General features: G+C 59.2%; 21 protein-coding genes. 11 read left to right on the top strand and 10 right to left on the bottom strand.

The features are described 5' to 3' along the window. Nucleotides 1-31: 31 nt before the first annotated feature. The 5 genes from ACIOYV_RS05865 to ACIOYV_RS05845 form a co-directional block, all read right to left on the bottom strand. Nucleotides 32-1,495 (bottom strand): aldehyde dehydrogenase family protein, encoded by a 1,464-nt coding sequence (locus tag ACIOYV_RS05865; protein ID WP_401321684.1) that lies wholly within the window; start codon nucleotides 1,493-1,495, stop codon nucleotides 32-34. 266 nt (nucleotides 1,496-1,761) lie between these two features. Further along, the gene (locus ACIOYV_RS05860) at nucleotides 1,762-2,619 is read right to left on the bottom strand and encodes a GNAT family N-acetyltransferase (RefSeq protein ID WP_401321682.1); all 858 of its coding nucleotides are present in this window, start codon (nucleotides 2,617-2,619) and stop codon (nucleotides 1,762-1,764) included. 59 nt (nucleotides 2,620-2,678) lie between these two features. Beyond that, nucleotides 2,679-3,863 (bottom strand): NAD(P)/FAD-dependent oxidoreductase, encoded by a 1,185-nt coding sequence (locus ACIOYV_RS05855; RefSeq protein ID WP_401321680.1) that lies wholly within the window; start codon nucleotides 3,861-3,863, stop codon nucleotides 2,679-2,681. A 19-nt stretch (nucleotides 3,864-3,882) separates the two neighbouring features. Next, a complete protein-coding gene (locus ACIOYV_RS05850) occupies nucleotides 3,883-4,302 on the bottom strand; it encodes a RidA family protein (protein ID WP_401321677.1) in 420 nt (139 codons plus the stop codon). Then, nucleotides 4,292-5,428: a DSD1 family PLP-dependent enzyme gene (locus tag ACIOYV_RS05845; RefSeq protein ID WP_401321674.1), complete on the bottom strand. Its 1,137-nt coding sequence runs from the start codon at nucleotides 5,426-5,428 to the stop codon at nucleotides 4,292-4,294. Before ACIOYV_RS05845 ends, ACIOYV_RS05850 begins: the two co-directional genes overlap by 11 nt. A gap of 95 nt (nucleotides 5,429-5,523) precedes the next feature. Here ACIOYV_RS05845 and ACIOYV_RS05840 point away from each other — a divergent pair, with 95 nt between their 5' ends. Beyond that, nucleotides 5,524-6,408 (top strand): LysR family transcriptional regulator, encoded by an 885-nt coding sequence (locus ACIOYV_RS05840; RefSeq protein ID WP_401321672.1) that lies wholly within the window; start codon nucleotides 5,524-5,526, stop codon nucleotides 6,406-6,408. A gap of 180 nt (nucleotides 6,409-6,588) precedes the next feature. Further along, the gene (locus ACIOYV_RS05835; protein ID WP_401321669.1) at nucleotides 6,589-6,921 is read left to right on the top strand and encodes a hypothetical protein; all 333 of its coding nucleotides are present in this window, start codon (nucleotides 6,589-6,591) and stop codon (nucleotides 6,919-6,921) included. Nucleotides 6,922-7,010: 89 nt separating this feature from the next. Here ACIOYV_RS05835 and ACIOYV_RS05830 read toward each other — a convergent pair whose 3' ends face one another. Genes ACIOYV_RS05830 through ehuB form a run of 5 tightly spaced genes read right to left on the bottom strand, consistent with a single transcriptional unit; the run spans nucleotide 7,011 to nucleotide 10,174 of the window. Further along, on the bottom strand, nucleotides 7,011-7,802 hold the full coding sequence (locus ACIOYV_RS05830) for an amino acid ABC transporter ATP-binding protein (RefSeq protein WP_401321667.1): 792 nt from the start codon (nucleotides 7,800-7,802) through the stop codon (nucleotides 7,011-7,013). Next, nucleotides 7,795-8,445 (bottom strand): ectoine/hydroxyectoine ABC transporter permease subunit EhuD, encoded by a 651-nt coding sequence (ehuD, locus tag ACIOYV_RS05825; RefSeq protein WP_401321665.1) that lies wholly within the window; start codon nucleotides 8,443-8,445, stop codon nucleotides 7,795-7,797. Before ehuD ends, ACIOYV_RS05830 begins: the two co-directional genes overlap by 8 nt. Next, a complete protein-coding gene (gene ehuC, locus ACIOYV_RS05820) occupies nucleotides 8,442-9,122 on the bottom strand; it encodes an ectoine/hydroxyectoine ABC transporter permease subunit EhuC (protein WP_054614957.1) in 681 nt (226 codons plus the stop codon). Before ehuC ends, ehuD begins: the two co-directional genes overlap by 4 nt. Continuing rightward, nucleotides 9,116-9,274 carry a hypothetical protein gene (locus tag ACIOYV_RS05815; RefSeq protein WP_401321663.1) on the bottom strand — a complete coding sequence of 53 codons (159 nt, stop codon included), beginning with the start codon at nucleotides 9,272-9,274 and terminating at the stop codon, nucleotides 9,116-9,118. Before ACIOYV_RS05815 ends, ehuC begins: the two co-directional genes overlap by 7 nt. A gap of 27 nt (nucleotides 9,275-9,301) precedes the next feature. Next, nucleotides 9,302-10,174 (bottom strand): ectoine/hydroxyectoine ABC transporter substrate-binding protein EhuB, encoded by an 873-nt coding sequence (ehuB, locus tag ACIOYV_RS05810; RefSeq protein ID WP_401321661.1) that lies wholly within the window; start codon nucleotides 10,172-10,174, stop codon nucleotides 9,302-9,304. Between the two features lie 283 nt (nucleotides 10,175-10,457). Here ehuB and ACIOYV_RS05805 point away from each other — a divergent pair, with 283 nt between their 5' ends. The 9 genes from ACIOYV_RS05805 to ACIOYV_RS05765 all read left to right on the top strand — a co-directional run bounded on the left by ACIOYV_RS05805 (nucleotide 10,458) and on the right by ACIOYV_RS05765 (nucleotide 19,770). Next, nucleotides 10,458-11,408, top strand: a complete 951-nt coding sequence (locus ACIOYV_RS05805) for a LysR family transcriptional regulator (RefSeq protein WP_401321659.1) — start codon at nucleotides 10,458-10,460, stop codon at nucleotides 11,406-11,408. Nucleotides 11,409-11,636: 228 nt separating this feature from the next. Further along, complete coding sequence (locus ACIOYV_RS05800) at nucleotides 11,637-13,097, top strand: FAD-dependent oxidoreductase (RefSeq protein WP_401321657.1); 1,461 nt, start codon at nucleotides 11,637-11,639, stop codon at nucleotides 13,095-13,097. Continuing rightward, entirely contained in the window at nucleotides 13,094-14,068 is a 975-nt protein-coding gene (locus tag ACIOYV_RS05795) for an ABC transporter permease (RefSeq protein WP_265045383.1), read from the top strand. The genes ACIOYV_RS05800 and ACIOYV_RS05795 overlap by 4 nt, the downstream gene beginning before the upstream one ends. Further along, the gene (locus ACIOYV_RS05790) at nucleotides 14,065-14,985 is read left to right on the top strand and encodes an ABC transporter permease (protein ID WP_401321654.1); all 921 of its coding nucleotides are present in this window, start codon (nucleotides 14,065-14,067) and stop codon (nucleotides 14,983-14,985) included. The genes ACIOYV_RS05795 and ACIOYV_RS05790 overlap by 4 nt, the downstream gene beginning before the upstream one ends. Next, the gene (locus tag ACIOYV_RS05785) at nucleotides 14,982-15,977 is read left to right on the top strand and encodes an ABC transporter ATP-binding protein (protein WP_401321652.1); all 996 of its coding nucleotides are present in this window, start codon (nucleotides 14,982-14,984) and stop codon (nucleotides 15,975-15,977) included. The genes ACIOYV_RS05790 and ACIOYV_RS05785 overlap by 4 nt, the downstream gene beginning before the upstream one ends. Further along, complete coding sequence (locus ACIOYV_RS05780; RefSeq protein ID WP_401321649.1) at nucleotides 15,967-16,980, top strand: ABC transporter ATP-binding protein; 1,014 nt, start codon at nucleotides 15,967-15,969, stop codon at nucleotides 16,978-16,980. The genes ACIOYV_RS05785 and ACIOYV_RS05780 overlap by 11 nt, the downstream gene beginning before the upstream one ends. 48 nt (nucleotides 16,981-17,028) lie before the next feature. Continuing rightward, nucleotides 17,029-18,594, top strand: a complete 1,566-nt coding sequence (locus ACIOYV_RS05775) for an ABC transporter substrate-binding protein (RefSeq protein ID WP_401321647.1) — start codon at nucleotides 17,029-17,031, stop codon at nucleotides 18,592-18,594. A 67-nt stretch (nucleotides 18,595-18,661) separates the two neighbouring features. After that, on the top strand, nucleotides 18,662-19,183 hold the full coding sequence (locus ACIOYV_RS05770; RefSeq protein ID WP_401321645.1) for a CMD domain-containing protein: 522 nt from the start codon (nucleotides 18,662-18,664) through the stop codon (nucleotides 19,181-19,183). Further along, nucleotides 19,183-19,770 carry a peroxidase-related enzyme gene (locus tag ACIOYV_RS05765; protein WP_401321642.1) on the top strand — a complete coding sequence of 196 codons (588 nt, stop codon included), beginning with the start codon at nucleotides 19,183-19,185 and terminating at the stop codon, nucleotides 19,768-19,770. Before ACIOYV_RS05770 ends, ACIOYV_RS05765 begins: the two co-directional genes overlap by 1 nt. The last annotated feature ends 102 nt before the right edge of the window (nucleotides 19,771-19,872 follow it).

Below are 19,872 nucleotides of genomic sequence, written 5' to 3'. Positions count from 1 at the left end.
GGCAGGTATCCATGTGCGAAGGGCAATCGGGCTATTCGCCAAACCCAATGATTGCTTTGGTTTCCAAGTACTCTTCAAAGCCATGGACACCGTACTCACGACCATTGCCAGATCGCTTGTAGCCACCGAACGGAGCCATTGGATTCCAAGCGGGGTAGTTCAGATGCACCTGTCCGGCGCGGATGCGAGAGGCTACTGCACGTGCGAGAACCAGGTTCTGAGCTTGAACATGGGCTCCCAGCCCATATACCGTATCGTTGGCGATGTCGACGGCTTCATCGATCGTTTCATACGGAATGATGCACAGCACCGGACCAAAAATTTCTTCTTGAGCGATCCGCATTGCGGAATTTACTTCGGAGAAAACAGTCGGTCGGGTGTAGAAGCCCCTTTCATAGCCCTCTACAGGTCCTGGTCCGCCACAAACGAGTTTTGCACCTTCATTCAAGCCCAACTCGATCATTGCTTGCACACGCTTGTATTGGGCCTCGTTGGCGATAGGACCGAGTACCGTATTTTCCAATTGCGGATCACCAACGATGATTGCATTGGCAGTGGCGGCAGCCAGTGATTCGACTTCGGCCAGCCTGTCCTTTGGAACGATCATTCTTGTCGGGGCGCTGCACGATTGTCCGACGTTGCGAAATGCCGACATGACTCCCTGCGGAACGGCTTTGGCGAAGTCGGCGTCGGGAAGTAGCAGGTTCGGCGATTTGCCACCCAGTTCTTGAGTGACGCGCTTCACCGTTGGGGCGGCCGCCTGTGCAACCAGTGCGCCCGCGCGATTTGAGCCGGTGATCGAAATCATATCGATATCGGGATGTGCCGCCATGGCTGCGCCGACCTCGGGACCACTTCCGTTCACCAAATTGAATACGCCGGGTGGTACACCTGCATCATGTACCAGTTGTGCAAAAAGAAGCGCGCTCAGAGGCGACAGTTCGCTTGGTTTGAGGATCACGGTGCATCCTGCAGCAATCGCCGGGGCAACTTTCGCGGTGATTTGATAAAGGGGCCAGTTCCACGGGGTGATGAGGCCGCAAACGCCAATGGGTTCGCGTTCAATCGCGGTGCCGCCTTCAACCGTTTGGAAACGATAGGTGGACACAAGATCACGTGCTACCCGAACGTGTTCGGCCGCAAGAGGTACCTGCATCGCCCGAGCGAAACTGATTGCAGCGCCCATCTCCAGCGTGAGGGCCTGCGCAAGAATTTCTTTTCGCTCAAGCATGAGGTCATGGATTTTTCCAAGGATAAGCGCACGCGACTCTGGCGAGGACGCGGACCAACCAGGAAACGCTGCACGCGCCGCAGCGACTGCCCGATCAACATCCTCGGCGGAACCTCGCGCGACCTGCGCAATAACCTCTTCGCTTGCCGGATTGACCACAGGCAAACTAGCCGGGACTGCAGGGAAAGACCAACAGCCGTTGATATAAAATTTGTCAGACGATTGCGGATCAACGCTGTAGCTATTCGAAGATTGTGTTGTCATCCAACTAGCTCCCTGGAGCGGTAATGGGCGCTGCGAACAGCAGCGCCGATGAGGCAGCGAGTCACCAGAGTATCGCCGTGGCGCCCAGTGCATCCCTAAGCCCTTTTGTCTCAATAAGCTAACAAAACGCCCCAGGCAAAATATGCCGTTGTTCGAGTTGGCAAGGGATTATCTGCTGTATCTGCCAGGCTAACGTTGCATCAATGCAATTGAGCCGCTGACATTGGTGTTGCATCCCATAAAACCCTTGCTGGCGATTGTGATCGCTAGCCGATAGCTTGAGTCACCAGAGCAAATTGCCTGATACCGTCGCTTGATTGCGGGGGCGTCCCGAGAACCATTCGCGGCGCTCTGTCAACGCACTGCAACCCCAGGCTTTCCAGCCAGCCGGCCAACCCGCAATCGGCCAGAATATCGAAGCGAACAAAAGCACCAGGTATCAAGCGCAGAAGGTGGGCAATCAAGTGTTGGGCCTGTTCCAGGTTTTGTGCGACAACCGGACCAATGATATGGCCACGGCCAAAGCGACGGAGCAGGGCGATACCTTGGAGTTTTCCATCCACGTCTACACCGACCACGTGCTCGGCCATCGGGAGCAAATCGTTGAGTACCGTTGTGCGGTCCAGGCCGCTTCCAGCATTGGCCAATTCAATCAGCCTCGGGTAATCGGCCGGACCTGATGCGCGACACTGCGAGCCTTTGCTCAAAGGGATCAGCGCCGGTGTCTGTGGCACGCCTTGATGCTGCTGGATTCGTGCGAAGTCGACGAACCCCATGCTTGCATAGAGCGGCGCGCCCGACTCGGTGGCGTTGAGAATCGCCGTGCGAGGCGCAGAGGCCTCCAGGCACAGGTTCATCAGTCGACGTCCGATTCCCTTTCCTTGGTGCTCATCACTCACGATCACCAGGCCAATGGAGGAATAAGCGCCTTGATGGCAGGCGAATGCGACGCCGACCAATTGCCCGTTATGTTCCGAGACAAAGCCTTCCGACGTGCGCTGCACCATGGCCCAGTCTTCTTCTCGGTGAGGCCATTTCAGGTGCACGGAGAGCGCGTGTGCTGCGGGCATATCTGCGGCGGTAACGGTGCGGTACAGATAGGCGGACTCTGACGTTGCAGGCATGGAGACTCCTTGAGATTGGCGATTTTTGGCGCAGCGATCAGAGAGTTGCGGTGCGCGGCTCATATAAGTTTGCCTGTGCTGTGGAGGCTCGTAGACAACGGCATCGCAATCGCGGATGGGTCAGTAAAGCGACGGATATCGAATGGACTGATCAAGGTGCTGGTACTGCCGGTGCTGATCAGTTCGGCCATCACATCGCCGACGCCCGGTCCAAGCTGGAAGCCATGGCCGCAGAAGCCGAAGGCATAAAACAATCCCTCGACGGTACCGCTGGGGCCGATGACCGGCAGGGAGTCCGGCGTGTAGCTCTCGATACCGCTCCACACCCGGATGATGTTCAGCTTCTCGGCCCCCGGCAACAGACGGCGCATTTGCCGCATCTGGTTGAGCAGGCTTTCCGGCTGGAAGTAGGCACGCCGGTTGAGCATGTCCGGTTTGCAGCGGTTACCTCCGCCGATGATGATGTTGCCGCGAGGGATTTGCCGGAAATAAATCACCTCTTCCTTGATTTTGGTAAACACGCCGATCACCGTCGGCAAGGCGTAGGGCACCGGCTCGGTCACCGACATCTGTGGACCATTGGGTTCCAACGGTACCGGTTCGCCGAATTGCTCGGACAGCTTGGCGGCCCAGGCGCCTGCGGTGATCAGCAGTTGATGGGCGACGAACAATTGACCATCGGCGGTCGTAACGTGGAATTCGTCATTGACCTTCTGCACCTCGGCGACTTCGGTGCGCTCTTCGATTCGCGCGCCCAGGCGTCGGGCTGCACGGGCAAAGGCCGGGGCCGCGAGACGCGGGTTGGCGTGACCATCGTGGGGCGCGTAGGAGCCGCCCTTCACGTCTTTCCCGAGAAATGGAAAGCGCTGATGCAACTCGGCACCGCGATAAATCTTCAGGTCCAGTTGCGCCGCTTCGGGAGCAGCGGCATACGCCTCCAGCTCGGCAATTTCATCTTCGCGATAACACACGCGCATGTGCCCGCTGGCGATGAATTCCAGATCATCGTCGATCAGTTCCGGCAAGCGTTTCCACAAAGCCCAGGAGCGGTTGGCCAGTTCCAGTTGCCCGAGGTAACGCCCCTGGCGTCGCACGTTGCCGAAGTTCACGCCGCTGGCGTACTGACCGATCTGGTCGCGCTCCAGCAGGGTGACGGAGTGCCCATGCTGGCGCAGGAAAAACGCCGACGTCGAGCCCATGATGCCGCCGCCGATAATCAGGACATCGCTTTTTTGCGGTTTCATGAGAGCTCCTCGATGATCGTCATAGGCAGGTTTCCTTTTGTTCGCCGCGGGCCAGAGCTTCGATTTCGATCAAGTAACCATGATGCAAGCCCGGAACGGGCACCACGGCGCGTGCTGGTCGATGTTCGCCCAGGTAATGGGCATAAATTCGATCGAAGGCGGGCCAATGTTCTATCCCGGCGATATAGACAGTGACCTTCAAGAGGTCACCCGTGCTCCGGCCCGCTTCGCTGAGAATTGCTATCAGGTTTTCGAGGGTGATTGATGCTTGAACCTCAAACGGTTGGTCGGCACTGTGGTCGCCATTCGCGCGTACCGGTAGTTGCCCGGACACATATAAAACTCCGTCGTGTAAGACCGCCTGGGAGTAATGTCCGCCCGGTGCTGCTGCGTTAGCCGTGTGGATTAGCTTGATCGAACTTGCTTGATTACCAGCCATGCAGGCGACTCCAGGTGTGCACGACGCCCTCGGCGTCGCAGGCGTGATAGACCGGGAATTGCGCGCCTGTAGCGCATGCATGGTTGGGCAGAATGCGCAGACGGCTGCCGATGGGGAAGCGCGCTACGATGTTGGCGCTCTCGGCCGCTCCAAGTGTGATGATGCCGTGTTCCTGGTTGGCGCCAGTAACCAGCGCGCCCTCGATCCAGTTGCCAGCTTCGGTACACACTTGTCCGTAACCAAAGTCCTGTCGCTGGCGCTGCGTGCCGCGATCACGACTCATGGCCATCCACCCGGCATCGGTGATGATCCAGCCTTTATCTTGCTGGTGGCCGATGACGGTGGTCAGCACGCTCAGTGCCAACTCTTGTGTCTGGCAGACGCCAATGTTGTGCATCACCAGGTCGAAGAATACGTAGACGCCTGCGCGTACTTCTGTGACGCCTTCCAGACTCAGCGCCGACAGTGCCGTGGGAGTGGAGCCGATGCTGACTTGCGGGCACGCCAACCCCGCGTCGCGGATTCTTTCAGCGGCGCTGACGCAGACGAAGCGTTCTTGTTCGGCCAGGATCTGTAGCGCTTCATGATTGTCGAGTTCGTAACTGGATCCGGCATGGGTCATCACGCCTCGCAGTTGCATACCCCCTTCGCAAAGAATGCGTGCGACGTCCAGGAGTGCATTGTCTTCAGCATTCAGACCTGATCGATGGCCGTCGCAATCTATCTCGATCCAGACCTCGAATCGTTCGTCGTGTTTCTGTCCGAAGGTGACAATGGCCTGAGCCCCAGCGACACTGTCGGTGAGTACGCTCAGGTTGCAGCCTTTGCGCCTGAGTGTCAGTGCCTGGGGCAATTTGCCTGGCGCTATTGCAACGGCATAGAAAATGTCGCTGATGCCTTCAGCGAAACAATGCTCAGCTTCTTTCAGGGTGGAAACCGTGACACCGCTTGCACCAGCGGCGATCTGTGCCTTGATCACGGGCAGGCACTTGCTGGTTTTGATGTGCGGACGCAAACGCACACCCAGGGTGTCCATGCGTTGCTGCATGCGCTGGATATTGCGCTGCATTCGCGGGATATCGACTATTGCAGCGGGGGTGTCGAGAAAGGCAATAGGGGCGGACATGACAGGACTCGGGTGGATGGGTACGGAGCCCACTCTACTCAGCCATCATGAAGTTGTGGTTCAATGAACTGTCATCAATCATTAAGTAAAATTGAATGATCTCCGTCGAAGACCTACGTCTGGCCGTCACGCTGGCGCGCTCCGAATCTCTAAGCGCTGCCGCCAGAGTTTTGAATGTCTCGCCACCGGCGCTTTCCATGCGTCTGCGTAAGCTGGAGACGCTGCTGGGTCTGACCCTGGCCAATCGCGATGCCCGCCGCCTGAGTCTTACTGCCGATGGCGAGCGTTTCTCCCGTGAAAGCGCGCTCTTGCTGGAACAGCTGGAGGCTTTGCCGGAATCCTTCAAGCAACAAGACGAGCGGCTGGTTGGAACACTCAGGCTGGCGGCGCCGTTCGGTTATGGGCGACAGCGCATTGCACCTCTGCTGGCCCGTTTTGCCAGGTTGCACCCACAGCTTTGCCTACACCTCGATTTGCGCGAAACGCCGTGGCCTGATCGTCACGACAGCGATGCTGTGATTCATATCGGCAACCTCAACGACAGCCTCTGGATCGCCAGGCCCCTCACGCAAAACAACCGCTGGTTATGCGCCAGCCCGGCCTATCTGGAGCAGTACGGCACACCATCTTCGCCTGATCAACTCGCCGAACATCGCTGCATTTGCATTCGTGAAAATGATGAAGATGTCACTCTCTGGCATATGCGTAAGGGGTCGGCTCGCAAAACGCTGCGCATCGAACCCGTACTGTTGAGCAACGATGGCAGCGTAGCCCGGCGTTGGGCCGAGCAAGGCTTGGGGTTGGTGCTGCGTTCGCAATGGGATATCAGTGATGCAGTCGCCAACGGCAGCCTGATCCGGGTGTTGGCGGATTGGGAGTTCGACAGCGCACCGATCAACCTATTGGTGCCCTCACGCAAACTGCGCAGCGCGCGGGTACAGGCTTTAGTGGGGTTTCTGGAGGCTGCATTGAAAGCCTGACCAGCGCTTTCAGGTGTCGGTTGATGGGCGCACATTTTTCCTTTCGAGGATCAACCTGTTATTGGCGCCTCCGCGCGGTTGCCAAGGGTTTAGCGCTGGTCAGCGGGGTAGGCTGCGGGAGAAATTCGTCACCCTGATAGAATCGTGCTGGCGACTCATAACATCCCTCCGAGAATTGGCATGAACCCAGAATTAACTGAAGAAGAGATGCGCCGGGCGTTATTCGGTGGCGTAGAGCAAGTGGCGCAGGGCAGTACGCCTTCCGTGCAGAAGTCGTTATCGGAGAACGTGATCACGCCGTCGGCGAAAAAAGCTGAGAAAACGAAAGTCGCGAAAGCATTCACGCCCAGACTGAAGGTCACACTGCGGGTGGGGAATGAATTTGAAGGCAAGACGTATGAGTTGGTCCATGAGGTCGATACGTTGAGTACGCTCCTGGCTGAGCAAGAAGCTACCAAGGCCGCCAGGAAAAAATTTCGGTTTGTCGAGGTGGTTTCGATCAAGTCGATGTAGTGATTTTCCCCTGGTAGGGCCAGGGTTGATGGGCCGACTTTCGTCGTAGTCATGAGTGGGAAAAGAGCTTCAGCAACCGTGATCAAGCATTAACGCTGCTCGACCAGATTCAGAAAGCGTCGTGTCCGCTCATTGTCAGGATTGACCAATATTTGCCTCGGCGAGCCATCGGCGACAATTTTTCCGGCCTCCATAAACAACACTCGATCAGCGATGTCCTGGGCGAACTTCATTTCATGGGTTACCAACAACATGGTCATCTGCTGCTCATGAGCGATGGCGCGGATGACCGCCAACACTTCGCCGACCAGTTCCGGGTCCAGCGCCGAGGTGACTTCGTCGAACAGCATGACTTGCGGGCGCATCGCCAGGGCTCGGGCAATCGCCACGCGTTGCTGTTGGCCACCTGACAGTTGGCTCGGGAACGCGTCGGCCTTGTGGCTTAAACCGACCAGCCCCAAGTATTGCTCTGCGCGGGCGTTGGCTTCTTCGCGGCTGAGTTTCAACACCCGGAAGGGCGCCTCGGTGATGTTTTCTTGAACCGTCAGGTGCGGGAACAGGTTGAACTGCTGGAAAACCATGCCCACGCGATGCACCACGGGTGCTCTTGCTGCGCCTGGCCAGCGCCAGCCCGAGCGTTTGACTGGCACCGCTGCGCCAGCGACTTCAATGCTGCCATGCTGATACGTTTCGAGCCCTTTGATCAAACGCAAAACCGTGGATTTCCCTGAGCCGCTGGGGCCGATCAAGGCGACTTTCTGGCCTTGCGGGATGCTCAGGTCGAGGTGGTCGATGACCCGTGTGTTGCCAAAATTCTTTACCACCTGCTTGAGCGAAATCTGCACCGGCGCGAGGCTTTGGGCGTGTGCGAGATCAGTCATGGCTGCGCCTTTCGAGGTATCTGAAAAATAGGGAAGTCGGCACGCTGATCGCGAGAAACATCAGGGCCATGACGGTATAGGGTTCGTTGTAGCGATAGGTCATGCCGGCGATCTGCTTGGCCGCCTGAAACAGTTCCGGAATGGTGATGACGGCGAGCAGCGGGGTTTCCTTGAACATGCCGATCAGGTAGTTGCCGAGGACCGGCAGCATGGGTTTCAACGCTTGAGGCAGGACGATCCTTTGCCACGTCGTCGCGGTATCGAAATCCAGTGCCTTGGCGGCTTCCCATTGTCCGGCCGGCACACCGTCGATGGCTCCGCGATAGGCCTCGGCGATGTAGGCGCCGTAATACAGTCCCAGTCCGATGACCCCGGTAGAGATCGCGGGCAGGGTGATCCCCACCAGCGGAAAGGCAAAGAACAGCACATACAACTGGACCATCAACGGCGTGTTGCGGAAAAAACTCAGGTAGCCCGTGCTCACGGCACGGACGATGGCGACCCGCGATCGCTGGGCCATGGCCAACACCAGACCCAACAACACCGCGAGCAGAAAGCCGAGCACCACTACTTGGAGGGTGACCAGCAGGCCTCGCAACAGATCCGGCAGAATTGACCAGGCAAAGTCGTAGTCGAAATTCATGATGTGCGGTCCTGTCGCCACGCAGTGACATGTTGCTCATAACGCCGAACCAGCCAACTCATTGGCCAGGCCATGACGAAATAGCACACCAGCACGATGCTCCAGATCAGCGTCTGCTGGCCCAGGGTGGTCACCAGTTGCCCGCCGGAAAATGTCAGGTCGCTCAGGGTAATCAATGACACCAGCGAGGTGGTTTTCATCAGTTCCACCAACTGATTGCCCAACGGCGGCAACATGAAGGGCAGGGCCTGGGGCAGCAGGATGCGGCGAAATGCCGTCACAGGGCCAAAGTCCAAAGCCCGAAGCGCATCGCGCTGTCCGTGGCTGACGTTGATCAGCGCCGAGCGGACGATTTCCGATCCATAGGCCGAGAATGTCAGGCCCAGGCCGATCACCCCAGTGGTCATGGGCGACAGGCTGATGCCGAACAACGGCAAAATGAAAAACAGGTAGAACAACAGCACCAGTGCGGAGATGCCGCGCAGCACTTCGACATAGATCGTGGCGATCCAGCGCAGGGCTCGCGACGATGAAAGACGCATCAGCGCGATGACGAAGGACATCAGCAACACCACCAGCTCCGCAAGGACGGTAATTTCCAGTGTCGTCAACGCACCCTTGGCCAACTGCCGGGCAATGAACGTGGCGGTATCCAGCGTTGCGGGTTCGATCAACATGGCCTCATGCCGGCGATGATCGCCAGTTTCGGCCCGGGCAACGGCGCCTGGATGTCGAAATACGGCAGTTGCAGATCCGCCAGCAAGGGCTTATCAAAGGTCAGCGTTCCCCAGCTCAACGTGCTGATTTCGCCGATGATGTGCTTGTGCAAAACGAAGTTCTCTCAGTGCGATGAGTGTCAGAGTGTGCAGCGTTGTGCAGCAGTCACATCGGCTTCCGGCAGTTCATTTTCGGTGTAGCCGTATTTCTGCAGAATCTTCAACAGTTCGCCGGACGCACGCAGTTTCGCCAGTTGATCGTTGAACGCCTGGGTGAACTCAGGATCGTTTTTCGGCAGGCCATAGGCGTGGTAATTCCAGGTCGGCTTGCCTTGGGCATCGGGAATCTGATTGAAGGGCAGGGCGCGTTCGATCGCCGGGCTATTGGCTTTTTTCACCAGACTGATGATCTCGGCATCGGGGAAATACACCACATCGACGCGATCGGCCTGGAGCGCCGCCAGTGCTTCGGTGTCTTTGTCGAACAGGATGACGTTGCTGGCGGCAATGCCGGTGTCCTTGGCTTCCTGAACCTGATTGGTGCCGGTCTGCGTGGCCAGGCGTACTTTTGCGTTGGCGGCGACGTCCTTGAGGCTGTGCAAGTTCAGCGGGTTGCCCGCTTTGACAATAAACGCACCGCCGGAATGGGTGACGGGATTGGAGTAGCCAATGACTTTGCAGCGAGCGGGGTTGATGAACAGACCGGCGCCGATCAGATCGAAACGCCCGGCGGCGAGTCCTGGAACCAGCGAGCCGAAATCGGTAATAGGCGTGTCAATTTTGGTAATGCCCAGTGGTTTCAAAATGGCCTGCAGCACCTCAACGTTGGCACCAGTGACGTTTCCATCCGTGCCGATATACGCATAGGGCTGCTCGTTGGCGATGCCCGCGGTGAGCCCGCTGCTGCGACCTTTTTCCAACAGGCCAGCCATGGCAGATGAGGCAAACACTGCGCTCAGCAAAGCGGCCGAACCAAGGGTGGCTGACAACGAACGAAGTTTGATGCCTTTCATTGATGTACTCGTCAGGGTGGTGATAAAGGGGCTGGGCTAACCGATTCAGCAGATGGCACTTTCGCCGACTCTATAGATATAAAAATCATTTTTTAAATATCGTTGGGGAATATCTATAGATCGAGGTCAATGGCGCAGAGGGCAGGGTCTTGGCGTCGAGAGGCCGGACACGAGGGCTGCTGACGCGATATATGTGTGAACTGTGTGTAGACTTTCGCGCTTCGAACTTGGGAGCCTTATGTGCTGTGCTCCTGTCAGTCTCCGTATTGATCAAGGCGTGTTTATGGATCTGCGTCAGCTTGAAGCCTTCGCTGCTGTGATGTCGGCGGGCAGTGTCACCGCAGCGGGAAAGATGCTCGGCCGTTCCCAACCTTCGGTTACCCGGGTCATTCAGGAACTGGAGCAAGAGCTCGGCTTTGCCTTGTTCGAACGCAGCGGGCCGAAGGTCACGCCTACCCACAAGGCGTTCATGATGTACGCCGAAGTCGAAAGCGCACTGCTGGGCATTCGCAACATTCGCCAGCGCGCGCAGCACATCGCGCTGGAAGAAAACCATCAGATCAAATTGGTCGCGATCTCGGCGTTGGCGCTTGGGCTGTTGCCTGCGGCGCTGGCACGTTTGCCGGATAGCCTGCGTCCGCAGCAGATCCAGTTGCAGAGCATGTCGCCGGAAAATGTGGTGCAGGCAGTGCTGTCGAAAACCATGGACCTGGGCGCCGTGAGCCTGCCGCTGGAACATCGCGGGCTGGAGATTCACTGGATCGGCGAGGCGCCCTGCGTCGCGGTGTTGTCAGCCAGTTCCGAATTGGCGTCGCACGACGTGCTGTCCATGGAACTGCTGGCGCAACAGACCTTGATCACCATGGCCAATCCGTACCGGTTTCGTCGACGTGTCGACAAAGCCTTCCACGATGCCGGCGGGCCACCGACGCGCATGCTCGACACCAACACCTCGCTGGTCGCGATGCAGATGGCCAGAGTCGGATTGGGCGTTGCGCTGGTCGATCCCTTTACCGCGATGGGCGTGCCGTTGGAAGGCGTGGTGGTCAGGCCGATTGCCTGCAACATCCCGTTTTTCTTTGGCTTGATTTCGGCGTTCGCCAGCCCGTTGTCCGACGTGACGCGGGCGCTGATCGACGAAATCGCCACATCGGCAAAATTGCTGCTGCCGGAGATGGTCATGCATGAGGCCAGCGCTCACGACGCTTTGTTGCAGAGCATCTACGCGGAGTAAGGCAGGTTAGTCGCAGGTCTTGGTCTAGCGTTTCGTCGCTCGTTAATTCCATTTATGAATATCAATATGTTTTTTTGAGCGTTGTTAGAATAAAAAACCCCTTTTAGTATTCACTTTAAGCATTCAATGGCCTTTAGAATTCATTTCTTGTCGGCCTTGAATGCTTTTTGAAGTGATTTCAACAAAGGGTCGAGTGAATTGCTCTCGATCGTCATCGAGTAGCAATCAATGTCCGATGCCACCCCACCTGCCGACCTTGCGGCCCTTGAAGCACGCTTGCGCCAGGACCTCGCCTGGCTCGACCTGCCGGCCAATCCATGGGTCAAGCCACGCGTCAGCGCAGGCGCAGCGGTACTCGATGTGGCAATCATCGGCGGCGGCATGGCCGGTCTGGCGCTTGCCGCCGAGCTGCGCCACCTCGGCGTTGCAGCGGTGATTTTCGATCAGTCGCCGGCAGGCTTCGAAGGACCTTGGGCGACCACCGCCCGCATGGAAACCTTGCGCTCACCCAAACACCTGACCGGGCCGGCACTGGGCTTGCCGGCGTTGACGTTTCGCGCCTGGTACGAAGCGCAATTTGGCGCCGAGGGCTGGGCCGCGCTGGACAAGATTCCGCGTCTGCAATGGGCTGATTACCTGCGTTGGTATCGCAAGGTTTTGGCGCTGGACGTGCGCAATGAACACCGCGTCAGCCGGGTCGCGCCAAGAGCCGACGGGTTGGTTGAACTGGAGATCGTGACGCCCGCGCACACGCAAAATCTATTGGCGCGTCATGTCGTACTCGCCACCGGGCGCGACGGTCTGGGCGGACCTTGGGTGCCTGAATTCGCTCGGCAACTTCCGGGTCATCTTTGGGCGCATTCGGCGGACGGTTTGCAGAACGAATGGTTCGAAGGCAAGCGCGTTGCGGTCATCGGTGGCGGGGCGTCTGCCATGGACAGTGCCGCCACTGCGCTGGAAGCAGGCGCGAAGGGCGTCGACCTGCTGATCCGCCGTGCAGAGTTGCCGCGCATCAACAAAGGCAAGGGCGCCGGCAATCCGGGGATGATCCACGGCTATTGGCGTCTGCCGGACGCCTGGAAATGGCGGATCCGCAACTACCTCAATACGCAGCAAGTGCCTCCGCCACGCGGCAGTACGCTTAGGGTTTCCAACTCCGGCAAAGCGCGGTTCCTGTTGAGCAGTCCGGTGATCTCGGTGGAACAAAACCCGGCGGGCGGCCTCTGGCTGCACACGCCCACTGCGCGGATCGAAGCGGATTTCCTGGTGTTCGCCACCGGTTTTCGCACGGACTTTCAGCAACGCCCGGAATTCGCGCCGTTCGCCTCGCACATCCGTATCTGGCGGGATCGCTTCGAGGCCCCTTCCACGGAGCTCGATGCCGAATTGTCCGAACTACCGGACCTGGGCGACTGTTTCGAATTCAAGGAAAAGACACTCGGCACCTGCCCGGGGTTGAACCATATCCATTGCTTCAGTTATCCCGCGGCACTGACCTATGGCGCGGTGTCCGGTGACATCCCGGCCATCAGCGAAGGCTCAAAACGCCTGGCGCACGCGTTGGTCGGCCAGTTGTTCAACGACGACATTGCGCTGCATTTCGAAGCCATGCGCAGCTATGCAGACCCCGAGTTGCTGGGCGACGAATGGGTACCAGCCCAGCCGACCGCTGAAGAGCTGCGGCAATGATCGGCTGGGCGCTGCGACGATTGACTCAGTCGTTGCTGGTGATTGTGCTGATGACCCTCGTGGTATTTGTCGGCCTCAACGCCATTGGCAATCCCATGGATATTCTGGTGGGCGAAGACCTCAATCAGGCCGAACGCTTGCAGGCCATCGCACACCTGGGGCTGGACAAGCCGTTGTGGGAGCAATACCTGATTTTTCTCAAGGGCGCGGTCCACGGCAACCTGGGGCAGAGTTTTGTCTATCACGAAGACGCCATGCGCCTGATTCTGCAACGACTGCCAGCCACCTTCGAACTGGCCTTCAGCGCGCTGTTCCTGGCTGTGGTGATTGGCGTTCCCTTGGGCATGTTTGCCGGCGCCTATCCCGATCACCCGTTCTCGCGCCTGATGATGGCCTGCAGCATTGTGGGCTTTTCACTGCCCGCGTTCTGGGTGGCGTTGATGATGATCATGTTGTTCTCGATCAAATTGGGTTGGCTGCCCGCCAGCGGGCGCGGCGAGACCCGCGAGTGGCTGGGGGTGCAGTGGTCGTGGCTGACCCTTGATGGCCTGCAACATCTGCTGTTGCCTGCGCTGAACCTGGCGCTGTTCAAAATCTCGCTGGTATTGCGCCTGACCCGTGCAGGCGTGCGTGAAGTGCTGCCACAAGAGTTCGTCAAATTTGCCCGCGCGAAGGGCCTCTCTCCGATGCGGGTGATGTGCATGCACGTCATGCGCAACACCATGATCCCGTTGGTCACGGTGCTGGCGATGGAACTGGGATCGACCATCGCCTACGCCGTGGTCACCGAAAGCATCTTTTCCTGGCCCGGCGCCGGGAAGCTGATTCTGGACAGCATCAACACGCTGGATCGGCCGGTGGTGGTGGCTTATCTGATGGTGGTCGTGGTGATCTTCGTGGTGCTCAATTTGATTGTCGACTGCCTGTATTACTGGCTCGACCCCCGTGTGCGCGTCGAGGCCTCCCGATGAATGCCGTTCAAAAAACCTCAACCGCCCGCGTAGGTTTGCAGGCCCAGTCGCCCTGGCGTCGGGTGTCCGTCGAGTTCATGAGTTCGCCGACGGCAGTCATTGCGCTGCTGCTGTTATTGGCTATCGTGCTGGTTGCGGTTTTTGCGCCATGGATCGTGGTGCAGAACCCCTATGACCTGATGCAGCTCAACGTAATGGATGCACGCCTGGCACCGGGCAGCGTCAATATGGACAGCGGCTACACCTATTGGCTCGGCACCGATGGCCAGGGCCGCGACCTGGTCTCGGCGATCCTGTATGGCTTGCGCATCAGTTTGTGGGTCGGGATCGGTTCGGCGTTGATCGCGGCATTGATCGGCACTTTACTCGGCCTGGTGTCGGCGTATGTCGGTGGCTGGGTCGATGCGTTGTTGATGCGCCTGGTGGACCTGCTGCTGTCGTTCCCGGTGATTCTCATGGCGCTGATGATCCTCGCCTGGCTGGGCAAGGGTGTCGGCAACGTGATGCTCACGTTAGTCCTGCTGGAATGGGCCTACTACGCCCGGACCGCCCGGGGCCAGGCATTGACCGAAAGCCGTCGGGAATACGTCGACGCCGCACGGGGGCAGGGCATTGGTCCGTTGCGCATCGTCATCGGACACATTTTGCCCAACTGCCTGCCACCGTTGATTGTCATCGGCGCCTTGCAGATTGCCCGCGCGATCACCCTGGAAGCGACCTTGTCATTTCTCGGTCTCGGTGTGCCGGTCACGGAGCCGTCCCTGGGCCTGCTGATCGCCAACGGCTTCCAGTACATGCTCAGCAACGAATACTGGATCAGTCTGTTTCCGGGGCTGGCGCTGTTGATCACCATCGTCGCGATCAATCTGGTCGGCGACCGATTGCGCGATGTCCTGAACCCGAGGTTGCAACGATGAGCCTGCCTGAAATGCCGCTGCTGCCGACCTTGGAGGTGCGCGGCCTGTGCACCTCGTTCTACACCCGGGCCGGTGTGCTGCCGGCGGTGCGTGATCTGTCGCTACACGTTCAGCCAGGTCGAATCCTGGGCCTGGTGGGCGAGTCGGGCTCGGGTAAATCAGTGACCGGGTTTTCCATTCTCGGGCTGGTGGATGAGCCCGGGCGTATCAGTGGCGGGCAGGTGTTGTTCAAGGGACGTGATCTCACAACACTCTCGGCTTCCCAACTGCGCGCATTACAAGGCAATCGGATCGCGATGATTTTCCAGGACCCGATGATGACCCTCAATCCGGTGCTGCGCGTCGACACGCAAATGATCGAAGCGGTGCAGGCCCATCGTTCACTGAGCAAGCGCGAAGCCCGTGAACACGCCAGTCGCACCTTGGCGCTGATGGGCATCGCCAGCCCTGAAGAACGCCTGCGCGCTTATCCCCATCAGTTGTCCGGTGGTATGCGTCAGCGGGTGGCGATTGCGATTGCACTGCTGCATTCGCCTGACCTGATCATTGCAGATGAGCCGACGACGGCGCTGGACGTGACGATCCAGGCGCAGATCCTCAGCGAAGTGCAGAAACTGGTGCGCGAGCAGGGCACTTCGCTGATCTGGATTACCCATGACCTGTCGGTGGTGGCCGGGTTGGCCGACGACGTGGCCGTGATGTACGCCGGGCGCATCGTCGAGCAGGGTTCGGTTGCCGATGTGCTTGATCGTCCGCAACACCCTTACACCCAAGGCCTGATCAACAGCCTGCCGAGCCGTAATAAACGCGGTGAGCGTCTGCGGCAGATTCCCGGGATGGCGCCGGACCTGTCCTCGATGCCGACCGGCTGTGCATTCGCCGAACGCTGCAGTCGAGCGTCGGCGCTCTGTACCCAGGAGCCTGAACCTCGTGAGATCTTGCCCGGCCAGACGGTTCGTTGTTTTCACCCGGGAGCCGCTGATGCGTACTGATCAAATCCCACTGATTGAACTGCGCCAAGTCAGCAAGACGTTCGGCAAACCGGTGCAAGAACATTCAATTCAGCACCTGATGCAACGCTTGCACCTGACGCAGCCCAAGCCTGTGACCCATGCCGTCGATTCCGTGGACCTGCGCATCAACCGTGGCGAAGTGGTTGGGCTGGTCGGTGAATCCGGCTGTGGCAAATCAACCCTCGGGCGCATGGTGGCGGGGCTGCTGCCGGTGTCATCGGGCACGGCGTGGGTGGATGGCAAATCCCTCGACAACCTGACGGCGGATGAGCGTCAGGCTGTCCGTCTGAAGGTGCAGATGATCTTCCAGGATCCGTCGTCGAGCCTCAATCCGCGCCTGCGAGTCGACCGTATCGTCGGCGAGGGCGCGTTGCTGCATGGCTTGACCGACAAGCAAGGTTTTGACGATTACGTCAGTGCGCAGCTGCAACGCGCCGGGCTCAGTCCGCAGCTGCGTCAGCGTTACCCGCATCAATTCAGTGGCGGTCAACGTCAACGCATCGGCATTGCCCGGGCGCTGGCGGTGCAGCCGCAATTGTTGGTCTGCGATGAGTCAGTGGCGGCGCTGGACGTGTCGATCCAGGCGCAGATTCTCAATCTGTTCATGGACCTGCGCGATGAGCTGGGCCTGACCTATCTGTTCATCAGCCATGACCTGGGCGTTGTCGAGCACCTGTGCGACCGCGTCGTGGTGATGTACCTGGGACGGGTGGTCGAGAGCGCGTCGGTCGATGACCTGTTTGCCCGCGCCAACCATCCCTACACCCAGGCCCTGTTGGCGCAAATCCCGCGTTTCGATGTCCGCAGCACCCGTTATGACGCGATCAAAGGGGAAATCCCCAGCCCGCTGAACCCGCCCGCCGGGTGTCATTTCCATCCTCGTTGCCCACACGCCACCGCGCGCTGCCGCAACGAAGTTCCAGCACTCAGGGAGGTTTCGCCGAACCACCTGAGCGCGTGTCACCTCAACGACCACTTTTGAACGAGCGCTATGACGCTCGTCATGCCCATTGCGTGCAAGGAATTACCCATGAAGCCACTTGTTCGTTCACTGTTAGCCTCGGCGCTTATCCTGGCGGCCGGCAGTGCTGCCGCGCAGACCCTGCGCATCGGTTACGCCGACCCTGTGTCGTCCCTCGATCCGCAACTCAACAAATACGCCGGTGACCGCTCGGTGGCGCTGCATGCCTTCGAATCGCTGGTCAATCGGCGCGACGACAAAACCCTGCCGGGCCTGGCCAAGAGCTGGAAAGTCATCGATGACACGACTTGGGAATTTGCCCTGCGCGACGACGTGAAATGGCAGGACGGCACGCCGCTGACTGCCGATGACTTCGTGTTCTCGTTCGAGCGCGCCCGCAATGTGCCGGGCAGCGTGGCGTCGTATGCCGGGGCCACACGCACGGTGGAATCGGTCACGGCCAAGGACGATCACACGCTGATCATCAAGACCCGCACGCCGAACGCGAACCTGCTGCCGGACGTGGACTCGATCTACATCGTCAGCCGGCATGCCGGCGCGAATGCCAGCAGCGCCGATTACAACTCGGGCAAGGCCATGGTGGGCGTGGGGCCGTACCGTTTCGTGTCTTACGTGCCGGGTGACCGGACGATCTTCGAGCGAAACGATACCTATTGGGGCGCCAAGCCGACCTGGGACAAGGTTGACTACCGCTTTATCGCCAACGCTGCCAACCGCACTGCGGCTTTGCTCGCCGGTGACGTGGACGTGATCGATAAGGTATCGCCCACGGATGTCGAGCGTCTGCGCAAGACCCCGAACGTCAATGTCTTCGCCTATCAAGGCTTGCGGGCGCTGATTATCCAGCCGAGTTTCCGCGAAGGCCCCAACGAGTTCATTCGCGATAACGCCGGCAAGCCGCTGCCAGAGAACCCGCTGCGCGATGTTCGCGTGCGCAAGGCGCTGTCGCTGGCGATCAACCGTCAGGCGATTGATGAACGGATCATGCAGGGCACCGTCACCGAGGCCAATCAATGGATGCCGGCCAACACGTTCGGCTACAACCCGGACGTGAAGAACATTCCTTTCGATCCGAAACAGGCCAAGGAACTGCTGGCGCAGGCCGGTTTCCCCGACGGCTTCCAGTTGACCGTGCATGTGCCGGGCGATCGCTATCCGCAGGCGCCGGAAGCGCTGCAGGCGGTGGCGCAGTTCTGGTCGCGGATCGGCGTCAAGGTCCAGCTCGAGGTGCTGCCGTGGGCGGTGTATGCCGGCAAGGCCAACAAAAATGAGCTGGCGATCAGTGTGATTGCCTGGGGCAACGGCACCGGCGAAGCAGCGTATGCGCTGACCAACATCCTGACCACGGTGGACAGCAACAAAGGGCAGGGCGCCTCGAATTGGGGTCACTACAGCAACCCGCTGGTGGACAAGGCGCTGGTGGATTCGACCGCAGAGTTTGATGAAGCCAAGCGCCGCAAGATCCTCCAGGACTCGGTCAAGGTGGTCAGTGACGACGTAGGCATCATTCCGCTGTTCCACTACCAGAACATTTGGGCCGCCCGCAAAGGCCTGAAAGTCGAGCCGCTGGTCAGCGACCGCACGGCCGCGACGATGGTCACCGAACAACCTTGAATCGGTGTGCGCCAGAGCCCGACGGGCTCTGCGCGCAACGCTTGCCCACAGCCTTACAGGATTTGTCATGACCTCCACCGTTGAACCCAATGCCGATCTGCTTAACAGCTTGCTGGGCATCCAGCCGGGAACGCATCTGCACGCCGTGCGCGATGCCAGGAACAAGGTCGCCTCGGCGACGCAGGGCAGCCACGACCTGTTTTTTGATCAGGCACTGGAAAACAACCTGTCATTGAGTGAGCGCCTATGGGTGGCTTACTACGCCGCGCGACTGACACCGCACGCGACGTTGGCTGCGCACTATCTCGAGCAGTTGCAGGCGCTGGGCGCGGATAAAACCGTGCGGGCGGCCATCGATTCCGCTGCCATTGAAACGTTGGATGACGCGCGCCTGCGCGGGATTTTGAGTTTCACCCGCACCTTGATCGAATCCCCGGTCCACGGTGATCAGGCGGCGTTGCAAGCGCTACAACAGCAAGGCTTGAGCACCGCCGAAATCGTCGTCTTGGCGCAACTGATTGCGTTCCTGTCCTACCAAATGCGTCTGGCCGCTGGGCTCGGCGCGTTACTGTCCGCCGGAGCAGCCTGATGAGTGAGCTTATTCGCAGCAACGGATTCACCAACGAAGTGCTGGGCTGGAAAGCCTGGCTGCCCACCGTCGACTTGACCCGCGCCACACAGGAACAAATCGACGTACTGCAAGAGAGCCATCCGCAGGCCAAGACGTCCGACTACTACCTGACGCTGGCCCACCACCCGGACATCCTTCGCCAGCGTTCCCAGGCATTCAACGCCATCATGTACGCCCCAGGCGGCTTATCCCGCGCCGAGCGCGAACTGGCGAGTACGGTCGTGTCGCGGATCAATCAGTGCGTGTACTGCGCCTCGGTGCATGCGCAACGATTCGAACAACTGGCCAAGCGCAACGATGTGATCGCCCAGGTGTTTGCCGACCCTGCAACCGCCGGCACGACCGATCGCGAGAAAGCCATTGTGCAATTCGCCATTGACCTGACACTGGAGCCGGCGTCGTTGGACGCCAGTCATATTCATGCGCTGCGTGATCAGGGGCTGGATGATGGACAGGTGCTGGATTTGATCCACGCGATCTCGATTTTCGCCTGGGCCAATCGACTGATGTTGAATTTGGGGGAGCCGGTGTTTGGCGCGTCATGACAGTGCTTGATCGCGTTAGCTTGGATAGCTCCTTGTTTGGGGCGGACGCCAGAGGCGAGTCTCGTTTTCTGCCCCATACGCAAAACGCCGCTCTTTGAGCGG

Source organism: Pseudomonas sp. NPDC087342, assembly GCF_044744265.1.
GTDB lineage: Bacteria > Pseudomonadota > Gammaproteobacteria > Pseudomonadales > Pseudomonadaceae > Aquipseudomonas > Aquipseudomonas nunensis.
The sequence above is the reverse complement of the archived record's forward strand: the minus strand, read 5'-3'. Positions and strand labels throughout refer to the sequence as shown.